This window comes from Pseudoxanthomonas mexicana (assembly GCF_046736355.1).
GTDB classification, from domain to species: domain Bacteria; phylum Pseudomonadota; class Gammaproteobacteria; order Xanthomonadales; family Xanthomonadaceae; genus Pseudoxanthomonas_A; species Pseudoxanthomonas_A mexicana_B.
Genome location: NZ_CP157201.1, coordinates 3,241,605 through 3,255,167, shown reverse-complemented (window position 1 = coordinate 3,255,167; position 13,563 = coordinate 3,241,605). Strand labels below are relative to the sequence as shown.

Annotated in this window: 14 protein-coding genes; 13 read left to right on the top strand and 1 reads right to left on the bottom strand. The window is 72.5% G+C overall.

Translation table 11 applies throughout. The features are described from left to right. The first annotated feature begins 25 nt into the window (after nucleotides 1-25). From xpsH to AAG688_RS15025, 10 genes are read left to right on the top strand one after another with little or no spacing between them, the layout of a single operon-like run. Nucleotides 26-517 carry a type II secretion system protein XpsH gene (gene xpsH / locus AAG688_RS15070; RefSeq protein ID WP_411833004.1) on the top strand — a complete coding sequence of 164 codons (492 nt, stop codon included), beginning with the start codon at nucleotides 26-28 and terminating at the stop codon, nucleotides 515-517. Further along, nucleotides 514-933 (top strand): type II secretion system protein XpsI, encoded by a 420-nt coding sequence (gene xpsI / locus AAG688_RS15065; protein WP_411833003.1) that lies wholly within the window; start codon nucleotides 514-516, stop codon nucleotides 931-933. The genes xpsH and xpsI overlap by 4 nt, the downstream gene beginning before the upstream one ends. Continuing rightward, nucleotides 930-1,580, top strand: a complete 651-nt coding sequence (locus AAG688_RS15060) for a prepilin-type N-terminal cleavage/methylation domain-containing protein (protein WP_411833002.1) — start codon at nucleotides 930-932, stop codon at nucleotides 1,578-1,580. Before xpsI ends, AAG688_RS15060 begins: the two co-directional genes overlap by 4 nt. Continuing rightward, entirely contained in the window at nucleotides 1,577-2,428 is an 852-nt protein-coding gene (locus AAG688_RS15055; protein WP_411833001.1) for a general secretion pathway protein GspK, read from the top strand. Before AAG688_RS15060 ends, AAG688_RS15055 begins: the two co-directional genes overlap by 4 nt. Next, a complete protein-coding gene (locus AAG688_RS15050; RefSeq protein ID WP_411833000.1) occupies nucleotides 2,425-3,564 on the top strand; it encodes a PilN domain-containing protein in 1,140 nt (379 codons plus the stop codon). Before AAG688_RS15055 ends, AAG688_RS15050 begins: the two co-directional genes overlap by 4 nt. Next, entirely contained in the window at nucleotides 3,545-4,186 is a 642-nt protein-coding gene (gene gspM, locus AAG688_RS15045; protein ID WP_411832999.1) for a type II secretion system protein GspM, read from the top strand. The genes AAG688_RS15050 and gspM overlap by 20 nt, the downstream gene beginning before the upstream one ends. Further along, nucleotides 4,176-4,970 (top strand): hypothetical protein, encoded by a 795-nt coding sequence (locus AAG688_RS15040; protein ID WP_411832998.1) that lies wholly within the window; start codon nucleotides 4,176-4,178, stop codon nucleotides 4,968-4,970. The genes gspM and AAG688_RS15040 overlap by 11 nt, the downstream gene beginning before the upstream one ends. A gap of 9 nt (nucleotides 4,971-4,979) precedes the next feature. Then, nucleotides 4,980-7,163 carry a type II secretion system secretin GspD gene (gspD, locus tag AAG688_RS15035; protein WP_411832997.1) on the top strand — a complete coding sequence of 728 codons (2,184 nt, stop codon included), beginning with the start codon at nucleotides 4,980-4,982 and terminating at the stop codon, nucleotides 7,161-7,163. After that, nucleotides 7,160-8,005 carry a glycosyltransferase family 2 protein gene (locus tag AAG688_RS15030; protein ID WP_411832996.1) on the top strand — a complete coding sequence of 282 codons (846 nt, stop codon included), beginning with the start codon at nucleotides 7,160-7,162 and terminating at the stop codon, nucleotides 8,003-8,005. Before gspD ends, AAG688_RS15030 begins: the two co-directional genes overlap by 4 nt. Beyond that, on the top strand, nucleotides 7,989-8,843 hold the full coding sequence (locus AAG688_RS15025) for a glycosyltransferase family 2 protein (protein ID WP_411832995.1): 855 nt from the start codon (nucleotides 7,989-7,991) through the stop codon (nucleotides 8,841-8,843). The genes AAG688_RS15030 and AAG688_RS15025 overlap by 17 nt, the downstream gene beginning before the upstream one ends. Nucleotides 8,844-8,988: 145 nt before the next feature. On the opposite strand, the gene ettA is transcribed toward AAG688_RS15025, so the two are convergent. After that, entirely contained in the window at nucleotides 8,989-10,653 is a 1,665-nt protein-coding gene (gene ettA / locus AAG688_RS15020) for an energy-dependent translational throttle protein EttA (RefSeq protein WP_411832994.1), read from the bottom strand. 216 nt (nucleotides 10,654-10,869) lie between these two features. Between ettA and AAG688_RS15015 the strand changes: the two genes are divergently transcribed. From AAG688_RS15015 to nrdR, 3 genes are all read left to right on the top strand, one after another. After that, nucleotides 10,870-11,358, top strand: coding sequence for an RcnB family protein (locus tag AAG688_RS15015; RefSeq protein ID WP_411832993.1), 489 nt, complete (start codon nucleotides 10,870-10,872; stop codon nucleotides 11,356-11,358). Nucleotides 11,359-11,526: 168 nt separating this feature from the next. Next, the gene (glyA, locus tag AAG688_RS15010) at nucleotides 11,527-12,780 is read left to right on the top strand and encodes a serine hydroxymethyltransferase (RefSeq protein WP_411832992.1); all 1,254 of its coding nucleotides are present in this window, start codon (nucleotides 11,527-11,529) and stop codon (nucleotides 12,778-12,780) included. A gap of 133 nt (nucleotides 12,781-12,913) precedes the next feature. Next, nucleotides 12,914-13,450 (top strand): transcriptional regulator NrdR, encoded by a 537-nt coding sequence (gene nrdR, locus AAG688_RS15005; protein WP_411832991.1) that lies wholly within the window; start codon nucleotides 12,914-12,916, stop codon nucleotides 13,448-13,450. The last annotated feature ends 113 nt before the right edge of the window (nucleotides 13,451-13,563 follow it).

Here is a 13,563-nt window from a genome sequence, read left to right as displayed (position 1 = left end):
CGGGCGGCCGCCGGAGCCGGACGCGATGGCACCGAGCCTGTCCCGCCCCCGCCGCGCGCGGCGCGCCATGCGCGGCGTCTCGCTGCTGGAGATGATGCTGGTGGTCGCGCTGATCGCCGTCGCCAGCCTGCTGGCGGCGATGGTGCTGACCGGTGGCATCGCCGGCATGCAGCTGCGCTCGCAGACCAAGGAGATCGCCGCGCAGCTGCGCTACACCCGCGCGCAGGCCATCGCCACCGGTCGGCCGCAGCGCTTCGTCATCGATCCGCATGCGCGCCGCTGGCGCGCGCCCAACGATCGCCGTGGCGAGGTGCCGGCCGCGATCGGCGTGGCCTTCACCGGCGCGCGGCAGGCGCAGGAACGCGCGGGCGAGGGCGGCATCCTGTTCTTCCACGACGGCGGCTCCACCGGCGGGCGGGTGCGCCTGCAGCGCGGCGAGGCCGCCTGGGTCGTCGACGTCGGCTGGCTGACCGGGCAGGTGACGATCGCGCGCGCCGAAGCGGTGCCGCTGTCGTGAGGCGGCAGCGCGGCTTCACCCTGCTGGAGGTCGTGGTCGCCTTCGCCCTGCTGGCACTGGCGCTGACCCTGCTGCTGGGCTCGCTGTCGGGCGCGGCGCGGCAGGTGCGCCAGGCCGGCGACGCCAGCCGCGCCAGCCTGCACGCGCAGTCGCTGCTGGCCGGCGTCGGCGTCGGCGAGCCGCTGCGGCCGGGCCGGTCGCAAGGACGCTTCGAGGAAGGCCGCTACCGCTGGACGCTGGAGGTCGCGCCCTACGACGAGCCGCGCGCGGCCGGGGCGTTGCTCGATCCGTACGCGCCGCGCCTGCTGGCGCTGGACCTGGCGGTGAGCTGGGGCGACGGGCCGGACCAGCGGCTGCGCTGGCAGACGCTGCGGCTGGCGCCGCTGGATCCGGACCAGCCGCAGGCGATCCAGTGAAGCGCGCCGCTTCCGGCTTCACCCTGATGGAAGTGCTGGTGGCCACCGTGCTGCTGGCCTCCGGACTGGCGCTGGCCTTCGCCACGCTGCGCTCGGCCACCGCGCTGGTCAACCGCGGCGAGATCCTGGCCGAGCGCAACGAGCGCATCCGCGCCGTGCAACAGTTCATGCGCAACCACCTGACCTCGGCGCTGCCGGTGGCGTTCGCAACCGATCCGGCGACCTTGCAGCAGTCGCGTTTCATCGGCGAGGCGCAGCGCGTGCGCTTCGTCGCCGACCTGCCCGACTACCTGGGCCGCGGCGGTCCCTACCTGTACGACGTGCGCGCCGGCGACGACGGCCGCCTGCTCGTGGAATTCGCGATGGTGCAGGCCGGGACCACCGTGCGCGAGTCCCCGCCGCGCGCGCCGGACACGCTGGCCGGCGATCTGCGCCAGGTGCGATTCCGCTACCGCGGGCTGGGCGCCGACAACGCGCTCGGTCCCTGGCAGGATCAGTGGCAGGCCGCGGACCAGCTGCCGTTGCAGGTGGCCATGCAGGTGCAGTCGGCCGACGGCCAGTGGTGGCCGGAGATGGTGGTGACGCTGGCGCGCAGCGAGGGCGGCGGTGGCGCCGGCGCCGCGCTGCCGCCGCAGGAGCGGCGATGAACGCGGCGCGCGGGGCGGCCCTGCTGCTGGTGCTGTGGCTGGTGGCGCTGCTGGCGGCGCTGATCGGCGCGTTCGCGCTGACCGCGCGCATCGAGTCGTTGCAGGGCCGGGTGTTGCGCGAGGGCGCCGCCGCCCAGCAGATCGCCCGCGCCGGCGTCGAGTACGCCCTGCTGCGCGTGCAGGATCGGCAGCCGCAGACGCGCTGGGTCGCCGACGGCCGTCGCTACGACTGGCGGTTCGCCGGCAGCGACGTGCAGGTGCGCATCGTCGACGAGAGCGGCAAGGTCGATCTGAACCAGGCCGACGCGCAGTTGCTGTCGCTGCTGATGCAGGCGGTCGGCGAGCCGCGCGAGGCGGCCGAGCGGATGGCCGCGGCGATCATCGACTGGCGCGATCCCGACTCGCTGGGCCAGCCGGTGGGCAGCGCCGAGGACGCCGACTACGCCGCGGCCGGATTGCCCTACGGAGCCAAGGACGCGCCGTTCGACACCGTCGCCGAGCTGGGGCAGGTGCTGGGGATGACGCCGGCGCTGTACGCGCGGCTGTCGCCGTGGCTGACCCTCCATTCCGGCCGGGCGATGCCGGACCCGGCGTTCGCGCCCGCCCCGGTGCTGACCGCGATGGGCCTGGACGCGCAGGCGTGGCTGGCCCAGCGCGAGGGGCCGCTGGCCGCCGACGGCGCGCAGTTCGTCGGCGCCGGCAGCGGCACGTATAGTATCGAGAGCCGCGCGCGCCTTCCCAATGGCCGGCAGGCGGCGCTACGGACGGTGGTGCGTACGGGAGGAGGCCCGGTGCCGGGTTCGGTCTACACGATACTCCGGTGGGAGGAGGGAGAGCCGCCGCAATGAACACGATGCGCGAAAGCCTGCGGCGGCGGACCGCCCGGCTGGGGCCGGGCGCGGGCGACCTGCTGGACTGGTGGGGACGCTCGCTGGCCGCGCTGCTGCCGGCGCGCTGGCGCGCGCTGCTGGGCCTGTCGCGCGAGCGCCTGCTGCTGCGCGCCGACGGCGACGAGCTGCAACTGGACTGGCAGCGCGCGGCCGAATGCCAGCCGCTGGCGCGCCTGCCGCTGCCGCTGGAACCAGCCGAACTGGAGTCCGTGCTCGATCGCCGCGCCGCCGAACTGCCGCGCTGGCTGTTGCTGCCGGCCGCCAGCGTGCTGCGCCGCGGCCTGCTGCTGCCGGCGGCCGCGGCCGAGCGCCTGCGCGACGTGGCCGGGTTCGAGATCGACCGGCAGACCCCGTTCACCGCCGAGGCGGTGCGTTTCGACGCGCGCATCGTGCAGCGCCGCGCCGACGGCCAGATCGAGGCCGAGCTGGCGGTGGTCCCGCGCGAGCGCTTCGACGCCGCGCTGGCCGCGCTCGGCGGCCTGGCCGGCACGCTGTCCGGCGTCGATGCGGCCGACGCCGAAGGCGCGCCGCTGGGCGTCAACCTGCTGCCGCCGGCCGAACGCAGCGCGCGCGCCGCGCCGCAGCGGCGCTGGCAGTGGCTGCTGGCGGCGATCGCGCTGCTGGCCACCGCCGGGGCGATGTGGCAACTGCTGGACAACCGCCGCGCCGCCGCCGACGCGCTGGCCGCGGCGATCGAGGACAAGGCGCCGGAGGCGCGCCGCGCCGCCGCCCGCCAGCAGTTGCTGGTCAGCCTGATCGAGGGCACCGCCGCGCTGGACAAGGCGCGCGCCGCGCGGCCGACCAGCGTCGAGGTGCTGGCCGAGGCGACCCGCCGGCTGCCCGACGGCACCTGGCTGGAGAAGCTGTCGATCGAGGGCGAGCGGCTGACCCTGATCGGCCTGAGCCCGGAGGCGTCCGCCCTGGTCGGGCGGCTCGAGGGCTCGCCGCTGTGGCGCTCGCCGGCGCTCAGCGGGGCGCTGCAACCCGATCCCGGCACGCGCATGGACCGCTTCACCCTGACCGCCGAACTGGTCGCGCCGCCGGCCGCGCCACGGCCGCAGCGAGGAGACGCCGATGGCGCCAGCCGTGACTGATCGCGACCGCTGGCTGGCGCTGGGCCTGCTGCTGGCCGTGCTGGCGCTGGCCTACATGGCGCTGGTGCATCCGTGGTGGAGCGTGCCGCTGGCCGAGGCCAACGCCCGCATCGACGAGCTGCGCGAGCGCGACCAGCGCGTGCGCGCCCAGCTCCGGCGCGCCCCGCAGGTCGAGGCGCAGCTGCAGCAGGCGCTGGCGCAGCAGGCGCAGCGGCCGGGCTTCCTGCCCGAGGCCACCGTCGAACTGGCCACCGCCGGCCTGGTGCAGCGGCTGGAGGCGGTGGTGCGCGAGGCCAGCCCCGGCAACCGCAGCTGCGCCATCTCCAACCAGTCGCCGCTGAGCCTGCCCGGCGGCGATCCGTATCCGCGGGTGGCGGTGCAGGTGCGCCTGCGCTGCGGCATGCCGGAGTTGACCTCGATGCTGCACGCGCTGGAGACCGGCCGGCCGCGGCTGTTCATCGAGAACCTCAACCTGCTGACCCAGGTCTACGCCTACAACAGCCAGGAGACCGGCGGCGGCGGACTGGACGTCAGCTTCGACCTGTACGGCTACCTGAAGCCCGCCGCCGCGCCTCCCGCGCCGGCCGCGGGCGCCGCCGCGGGAGGCGCCGATGCGCCCTGACGCCCTGGCGCCGCGTACCGGCGTGCTGGCGGTGGTCGCCGGCTGGGCCGTGCTGGTCTACGGGCTGGTGCTGTTCGGGGTGGGCGGACGGGTCGCGCCGCTGCCCGACGATCCGGCGCAGGCCGACCGCCTGCCGCAGTTGCAGGCGCCGGCCGCCGACCGGGTCGGGCCGCTGCCGCAGTACGCCGTCATCGGCGAGCGCCCGCTGTTCTCGCGCAACCGCCAGCCGCAGCCGTTCTTCATCGCCGGCCAGCAGGAAGGCGCGCCGCAGGGCTTCGACTACGTGCTCAGCAGCGTGCTGGACACCCCGGCGCTGAAGCTGGCGATCCTGCAACCGGCGCAGGGCGGCGAAGGCGTGCGGGTGCGGCTGGGCGAGGCCCCGCAGGGGCAGCCGGGCTGGCGGCTGGTGGAACTGCTGCCGCGCAGCGCGGTGTTCGAAGGCCCGGAAGGACGGCGCACGCTGGAACTGCGCGTATTCGACGGCAGCGGCGGCGCGCCGCCGACGCCGGTCGCGGCGCCTTCGCCGGGCGCGCAGGCGCCGCCGGTTTCCGCGCCGCGCATCACCGGCGGTCCCGCGCCGGCCGCATCCGCCCCGGCGGCGGCGACCGCTGCTCCCCCGCCTGCCGAACCGGCCGCGCCGCAGGCCCCGACGGCCACCGTCGAGCCGCAGAGCACCGAGGCGCAGATGGAGGAAATCCGCCGGCGCATCGAGGCCCGCCGCGAGCAGCGCCGGCGGCAGGAACAGAACCCGACCCCTCCGGCCCCGCCCGGACAGACACAGTAGAGTGCAGGCATGAGGCTACGTTTCCTTTCCCTTCCCCTGTGCATCGGCATGCTGGCCGCCTGCGCCAGCGTCCCGACGCCCGACGTGCGCCGTACCCCGGCGCCGGCCGCCGCGTCCGGCGAGGCGCAGACCGTGCCGCTGGCCGAGGCCGAACCGCCGCGCAGCGGGCCGCAGGCGCAGATCCGCCGCGGCAGCGGGCAGATGATCAACCGCGGCGCCGCCAGCGCGCCGCCGCCGTCGCTGCGCGGGGCCAGCAGCGGCGCGGCCACCTTCAACTTCGAGGGCGAGTCGGTGCACGCGGTGGTCAAGGCCATCCTCGGCGACATGCTCGGGCAGAACTACGTGATCGCGCCCGGCGTGCAGGGCACGGTGACCTTGGGCACGCCCAACCCGGTCTCGCCGGCCGAGGCGCTGAGCCTGCTGGAGATGGTGCTGGGCTGGAACAACGCGCGGCTGATCTACACCGGCGGCCGCTACAACATCGTCCCGGCCGACCAGGCGCTGGCCGGCACCGTCGCCCCGCGCACCGGCGACGCCGCCGGCGCGCGCGGACACGAGGTGCGGGTGGTGCCGCTGCGCTTCATCTCCGCCAGCGAGATGAAGAAGGTGCTGGAGCCGTACGCGCGCCCGAACGCGATCGTCGCGGTGGACGCCTCGCGCAACGTGATCACGCTGGCCGGCTCGCGCAGCGAGCTGGAGAACTACCTGCGCACGGTCGAGATCTTCGACGTGGACTGGCTGTCGAACATGTCGGTGGGCGTGTTCCCGTTGCAGTCCGGCCGCGCGACCAAGGTGGTGGCGGACCTGGAGAAGGTGTTCGGCCAGGACAGCAAGACGCCCAGCGCCGGCATGTTCCGCTTCCTGCCGCTGGAAGGCGCCAACGCGGTGCTGGTGATCACCCCGCAGCCGGCCTACCTGGATCAGATCCAGCAGTGGCTGGAGCGCATCGACAGCGCCGGCGAGGGCAGCCGGCTGTTCTCCTACGAGCTGAAGTACATCAAGGCCAAGGAACTGGCGCAGCGGCTGGCCGAGGTGTTCGGCGCCGGCGCGAGCGGCGAGGGCCGCGCCACCGGCGGTCCCGGCAACGTGTCGCTGATGCCCGGCACCGACCCGGTGCAGATCAACGACGCCGGCGTGGACGGGCGCGACGGCAGCGTCGGCTTCGGCGGCAGCAGCGGTTCCGGCGGCGGGCTGGGCAGCGGATCGCTGTCGCTGAACCAGCGCGACAACGGCAACGCGGCGGTGACGCTGGAAGTGGAAGGCAGCCGCGTCGGCGTATCCGCGGTCGAGGAGACCAACACGCTGCTGGTGCGCGCCAGCGCCAGCGCCTGGCAGTCGATCCGTGAGGTGGTCGAGAAGCTCGACGTGATGCCGATGCAGGTGCACATCGAGGCGCAGGTGGCCGAAGTGACCCTGACCGGTGACCTGAGCTACGGCGTCAACTGGTATTTCGAGCGCGCGGTGACCGACGTCGGCCTGCCCAGCGCGGAGGGCCGCACCACCTGGAGCGGACTGGCCGGCAACATCACCGGCACCGGCAGCGCCAACAACGCGATCGGTCCCGGGTTCAGCTGGACCTTCCTGGGACGCAATGCCGCCGCCATCATCACTGCGCTGGACGAGGTCACCGACGTGCGCCTGCTGCAGACCCCGTCGGTGTTCGTGCGCAACAACGCCGAGGCCACGCTCAACGTCGGCAGCCGCATCCCGATCTCGTCGGTCACGGTCAATCCCGGCCTGGGCGGCGACAGCACCTACAGCCAGGTGCAGTACCTGGACACCGGCATCATCCTGAAGGTGCGCCCACGCGTGACCCGCGACGGCATGGTGTTCCTGGACATCGTGCAGGAGGTCAGCACGCCCGGCGACATCCCCGACGACAACGGCAACGTGCGCATCAACACGCGCCGGCTCAAGACCGAGGCGGCGGTGCAGGCCGGCAACACGGTGATGCTGGCGGGCCTGATCAGCGACGGCGCCAACAAGGGATCGCGCGGCATGCCCGGTCTGAGCCGGCTGCCCGTCATCGGCGGATTGTTCGGCCGCCAGACCTCGCGCAGCGAGCGCAGCGAGGTCATCGTGCTGCTGACCCCGACCATCGTGCGCAATCCGCAGGAAGCCAACGCACTGACCGACGAGTACGGCCAGCGCTTCCGCGCGCTGGAGCCGCTGCACGCGCCGAAGAAGAAGTGAGCGCGGCCGGCGCCGAGTTGCCCGTCGTGCTGCTGCCGGTGGGCGTGGACGACGATGCGCTCGACGCCTGCCTGGGCGCGCTCGACGCCGGTACCCCGGCCGGCACCCGCGTGTGGCTGGCCGACGACGCGCAGGCCGGCCCGCGCGGGCTGGCGATCGTCGAGCGCTGGCTGGGCAGGACCCGGCTGCGCGCCGACTACACCCGGCGCCCGCAGCCGCTGGGGGAGGTCGCCCACCTGGACCAGATGCTGCGGGCCTGCGAGGGCGTCGACGTGGTGGTGCTGGCGCCCGACGCGCAGCCGCTGCCGGGCTGGCTGGCGCAGTTGGCCGCCTGCCTGGCGCGCGACGCCGCCATCGCCACCGCCACGCCGTGGTGCAACGCCGGCGAGGCGGCGGCGTGGCCGCGCATCGGCGAGATCGTCGCGCCGCCATCCGACTTCGCGCGCACCGCGCAGGCCTGCGCGGCGATGCCGCCGGTCCATCCCGAACTGCCCGCCGCGGTCGGCCACGCGGTCGCCCTGCGCGCCCGCGCGCGCCAGCGCGCCGGCGGGCTCGACGCCAGCAGCTACGGTTCCTGGTACGCGGCGCTGATCGACCTGTCGCTGCGGCTGTCCGGGCTGGGCTGGCGCAACGCGCTGTGCGAGACCGCGTTCGTCGCCCGCGGCGGCGAGGGCGTGCCGGCCGACGGCGACATGGACGCGCTCAACGCGCGCTGGCCGGCCTGGCATCCTCGCCTGGCCGACTTCCTGATGGGCGATCCGCTGCGCGCGATGCGCGCGCAGCTCTCGCAACTGTGCGCGAGCCTCGATGCGCCGGAGCGCCAGCGTGAACTGTTCGACTGACCCGCGCGCCATCGCCGCCGTCGTGGTCAGCCACGAGAGCGCGGCCACGCTCGACGACTGCCTGCTGCGGCTGCGCGCCGCGCGCGACGTGGCCGAGATCCGCGTGGTCGACAACGCCTCGCAGGACGACACCCTGGAGATCGTCCAGCGGCACGCGCTGGCCGATCCGCGCCTGCGCTTCATCGCCAATCCCGACAATCCCGGCTTCGCGGTCGGCTGCAACCAGGGCGCGGGCGATTCCAGCGCGCCGTGGCTGGCCTTCGTCAACCCGGACCTGCGGGTGGAGGCCGACACGCTGGCGCGGCTGCGCGATCACGCCGTCGCGCTGGGCGGGCCGGCGTTGCTGGGCGTGGACCTGGTTGGCGAGGACGGCCGCCGCGATCCGGCCGCGCGCCGCCGGGATCCGGACTTCGCCGCGATGCTGGCCTCGCCCGCGCGCGCGGCGCTGGACGTGCCGCGCGATCCGGAACTGGCGGTGCAGCCGGTGGAGGCGATCTCCGGCGCGCTGATGCTGCTGCCGCGGGATCTGTTCGCCCGGCTGGGCGGGCTGGACGAGGGCTACCGGCTGCACGCCGAGGATCTGGATCTGTGCCGGCGCGCGCGCATGGCCGGCGCACGGGTGGCGGTGGTCAACGAACTGGCGGTGGTGCACGTGCGCGGGGTGTCCAGCCGCGCGCGCCCGCTGTTCGTCGAATGGCACAAGCACCGCGGGCTGTGGCGGTATTTCCGCAAGTTCGAGGCCTCGCGGCGGAGCGTGTTCACCCACGCCACCGTGGCAGGCGCCATCTGGGCGCATTTCGCCGCGGTCTGGCTGAAGCGGATGCTGGGCCGGCGCTGAGGGCCTGCGGGATCTGTGGAAGCTGTGGGAGCGACGTCAGTCGCGACGGGCAGCCGGTAAGGCCTCATCGCGACTGACGTCGCTCCCACAGGGAATGTCGCTTCCGGAACCGGCCCGGCCGCGTGTGTGCGGCCGGGCCGATGCGTCACTTCAGCGCCTTGAACCGCAGGCGGTGCGGCTGCGCGCCCTCGGCGCCGAGGCGACGCTTCTTGTCTTCCTCGTACTCGCGGTAGTTGCCCTGGAAGAACTCCACGTGCGAGTCGCCCTCGAAGGCGAGGATGTGGGTGGCGATGCGATCCAGGAACCAGCGATCGTGCGAGATGACGAACGTGTTGCCCGGGAACTCCAGCAGCGCGTCTTCCAGCGCGCGCAGCGTCTCGATGTCCAGGTCGTTGGACGGTTCGTCCAGCAGCAGCACGTTGCCGCCCTGCAACAGGGTCTTGGCCATGTGCAGGCGGCCGCGCTCGCCGCCCGACAGCGAGCCGACCAGCTTCTGCTGGTCCTGGCCCTTGAAGTTGAAGCGGCCGATGTAGGCGCGCGACTGGATCTCCACGCCGTTGATGTTGAGGATGTCCAGGCCGCCGGAGACTTCCTGGAACACGTTGTGGTTGCCGGTCAGCGCGTCGCGGCTCTGGTCCACGTAGGCCAGCTTGACCGTCGGGCCGATGTTGATCTCGCCCGAGTCCGGCTTCTCCTTGCCGGTGATCATCTTGAACAGCGTGGACTTGCCGGCGCCGTTGGGGCCGATGATGCCGACGATCGCGCCCGGCGGCACCAGGAAGCTCAGGTTGTCGATCAGCAGGCGGTCGCCGAACTTCTTGCTGACGTTCTTGAACTCGATGACGCTGTTGCCGAGGCGCTCGCCCGGCGGGATGAAGATCTCGTTGGTCTCGTTGCGGCGCTGGTATTCGACCGACTGCAGCTCGTCCAGGCGGGCCAGGCGCGCCTTGCCCTTGGAACGGCCGCCCTTGGCGTTCTGCCGCGCCCATTCCAGTTCCTTGGCGATCGCCTTCTGGCGCGCCTTCTCCTGGTTCTCCTCCTGCTTCAGGCGCTCTTCCTTCTGCACCAGCCAGTCGGTGTAGTTGCCCTTCCACGGGATGCCGCGGCCGCGATCCAGCTCCAGGATCCACTCGGCGGCATTGTCGAGGAAGTAGCGATCGTGGGTGACCGCCACCACGGTGCCGGGATAGCGCTGCAGGAACTGCTCCAGCCACTCCACCGACTCGGCGTCGAGGTGGTTGGTCGGCTCGTCGAGCAGCAACATGTCCGGCTTCTGCAGCAGCAGGCGGCACAGCGCCACGCGGCGCTTCTCGCCGCCGGACAGGTTGCCGATCACCGCGTCCCACGGCGGCAGGCGCAGCGCGTCGGCGGCCACTTCCAGCTGGTTCTCCAGCGTGTGCGCATCGCCGGCGGCGAGGATCGCCTCCAGCCGCTGCTGCTCGGCGGCCAGCTTGTCGAAGTCGGCGCCTTCCTCGGCGTAGGCCTCGTAGATCTTCTCCAGCGCGGCCTGCGCCTGCAGCACCTCGCCGACGCCTTCCTCCACCGCCTCGCGCACGGTCTTGGCCGGATCCAGTTCCGGTTCCTGCGCCAGGTAGCCGACCTTGATGCCCGGCTGCGGGCGCGCCTCGCCGGAGAAGTCGGTGTCCACGCCGGCCATGATCTTGAGCACCGTGGACTTGCCGGCGCCGTTGAGGCCCAGCAGGCCGATCTTGGCGCCGGGGAAGAAGCTCAGCGAGATGTCCTTGATGATCTGGCGCTTGGGCGGGACCGTCTTGGACACGCCGTTCATGGTGTAGATGTACTGCGACATGGTGACTCCGGTGGCACGGGGCCAGCGCCCGGACACGGGGCCGCGGGCGGAGGCAGGAGAGGGAAGGCACCGATTATACCGGCAAGGCCACGTGGCCATTGGCTGAATGCCAGCCGAGCGGCAACGGCCGCCGCCGGGGGTAACCGTTTCCAGCCGGAATCGGTTCAGTTGCCGCTCGCATGATGGGGGCTGTCACACCTTCATCACGGAGTCGCCATGAACAGCAGACGTTTGCTCCAGGCCCTGACCTGCGCCGTGTTCGCATTCGCCGTCACCGCGCCGGTGCTGGCGCGCGACGACAACCGCGGCAACCGCCACCACCAGTACGACCGCCGTGATGACCGCCGCGGCCACGACAACCGCTACGACAGGCGCCACGACAACCGCCACGCCTACCGGCAGGGCTACCAGGACGGCCGTCGCCACGACAACCGCTACGACCGCCGCCACAGGCCGGTCGTCGTCCACCACTACCGCCCGGCGCCGCCGCGCGTCGTGTACCACCACCCCGCGCCGCACCGCTGGGCGCGCGGCCAGCGCTACCACGACTACTACCGCGGCCCGGTCTACGTGGTGCACGACTACGGCCGCTACCACGTCCGCCGCCCGCCGCATGGCTACCACTGGGTGCGCGACGACCGCGGCAACCTGCTGATGGTGGCCATCGCCACCGGCATCATCGCCGACCTGCTGCTGCACCACTGACGTCCACGATGCTGTGGAGCCGGGCTACAGAGGCGGTTCCCGGCGGTTCGACGAAAAGCGCGCTCCGGCGCGCTTTTCGCTTTTGAGGGCCGGGCGCGGGGTGCATTCGTGCGGGCGACCCCGGCGGGCTACAATCCGGGGCCCTGCCGCCCATCCTCCGGAGCCACGATGTTCCCGCGCGACGCCCGCATCGAAACCTACGATCCCGAACTGGCCCAGGCCATCGCCGACGAGGCGCGCCGGCAGGAGGATCACGTCGAGCTGATCGCCAGCGAGAACTACGCCAGCCCGCGCGTGCTGGAGGCGCAGGGCAGCGTGCTGACCAACAAGTACGCCGAAGGCTACCCGCACAAGCGCTACTACGGCGGCTGCGAATACGTGGACGTGGCCGAGCAGCTGGCCATCGACCGGGTCAAGCAGCTGTTCGGCGCCGACTACGCCAACGTGCAGCCGCACAGCGGCTCGCAGGCCAACCAGGCGGTGTACTTCGCCCTGCTCAACCCGGGCGACACCATCCTGGGCATGTCGCTGGCCCACGGCGGCCACCTCACCCACGGCGCCAAGGTCAACGCCTCGGGCAAGCTGTTCGACGCGGTGCAGTACGGCGTCAACGACCAGGGCCTGATCGACTACGACGAGGTCGAGCGGCTGGCGCTGGAGCACAAGCCGAAGATGGTCGTGGCCGGCTTCTCCGCCTATTCGCAGGTGGTGGACTGGGCGCGCTTCCGCGCCATCGCCGACAAGGTCGGCGCCTACCTGTTCGTCGACATGGCGCACGTGGCCGGCCTGGTCGCCGCCGGCGTCTACCCGAACCCGCTGCCGCACGCCCACGTGGTCACCTCGACCACCCACAAGACCCTGCGCGGCCCGCGCGGCGGCATCATCCTGGCCAAGGGCGCCGGCGAGGAAATCGAGAAGAAGCTGCAATCGATCGTCTTCCCCGGCATCCAGGGCGGCCCGCTGATGCACGTCATCGCGGCCAAGGCGGTGGCGTTCAAGGAAGCGCTGGAGCCGGAGTTCAAGGCCTACCAGCAGCAGGTGGTGAAGAACGCGCAGGCGATGGCCAGGACCATCATCGAGCGCGGCTACAAGATCGTCTCCGGCGGCACCGAGAACCACCTGATGCTGGTGGACATGATCGGCAAGGACATCACCGGCAAGGCCGCCGAGGAAGCGCTGGGCAAGGCGCACATCACCGTCAACAAGAACGCCGTGCCCAACGACCCGCAGAAGCCGTTCGTCACCTCCGGCCTGCGCATCGGCACCCCGGCGGTGACCACGCGCGGCTACCTCGAGGCCGACTGCGTCGAACTGGCCCACGCGATCTGCGACGTGCTCGACGCGCCGAAGGACGAGGCGGTCATCGCCCGCGTGCGCGAGGTGGTGACGGCGCAGTGCCGGAGGTTTCCGGTTTATGGCTGAGGGCGAGGAGTGAGTGGAGAGAAGTGAGGAGTGAGCGAGAGCAACGCTCTTGTCGCCTTGCCTGAACGCCGCTGGTACCCTCCGATGACGATGCCCACTCACTTCTCACTTCTCTCCGCTCACTCCTAGCCCCATGCACTGCCCCTTCTGCCAGCACACCGATACCCGCGTCATCGATTCGCGCGTGTCCGAGGACGGCGCGACGATCCGCCGCCGCCGCGAGTGCGAGGCGTGCGGGGAGCGCTTCTCGACGCTGGAGAACATCGAGATCAAGCTGCCGGCGGTCATCAAGAGCGATGGCCGCCGCGACGTGTTCGATGCGCGCAAGCTGCGCGCCGGCTTCGACCGCGCGCTGCAGAAGCGCCCCGTTTCGGAGGAGCAGATCGAGGCGGCGGTGCGCGCGGTGGTGCATGCCATCCGCATGAGCGGCGAGCGCGAGATCGCCTCGCGCCGGATCGGCGAGTTCGTGATGAACGAGCTGCGCAAGCTCGACCACGTCGGCTACGTGCGCTTCGCCTCGGTCTACCGCAGCTTCCAGGACGTGGCCGATTTCCGCGAGGAAATCGAGAAGCTGGAGCGCGACCTGCCGGCCGGCGAGACGCAGCTGCCGCTGCTGGGCGGCGACGTGGTGCCGTTCGGCAAGCATCCGGACAAGCACAGGAAGCGTTGAACGGCGTGGGCATCGTCCATCCCGGCGAGTCGATGACGCGGGTGCCGCCGGCTGGCGCCCGCAAGGCGGACGACGCTGCCGCCGGACTGGCACGCGGACAGCGAACGGGGATG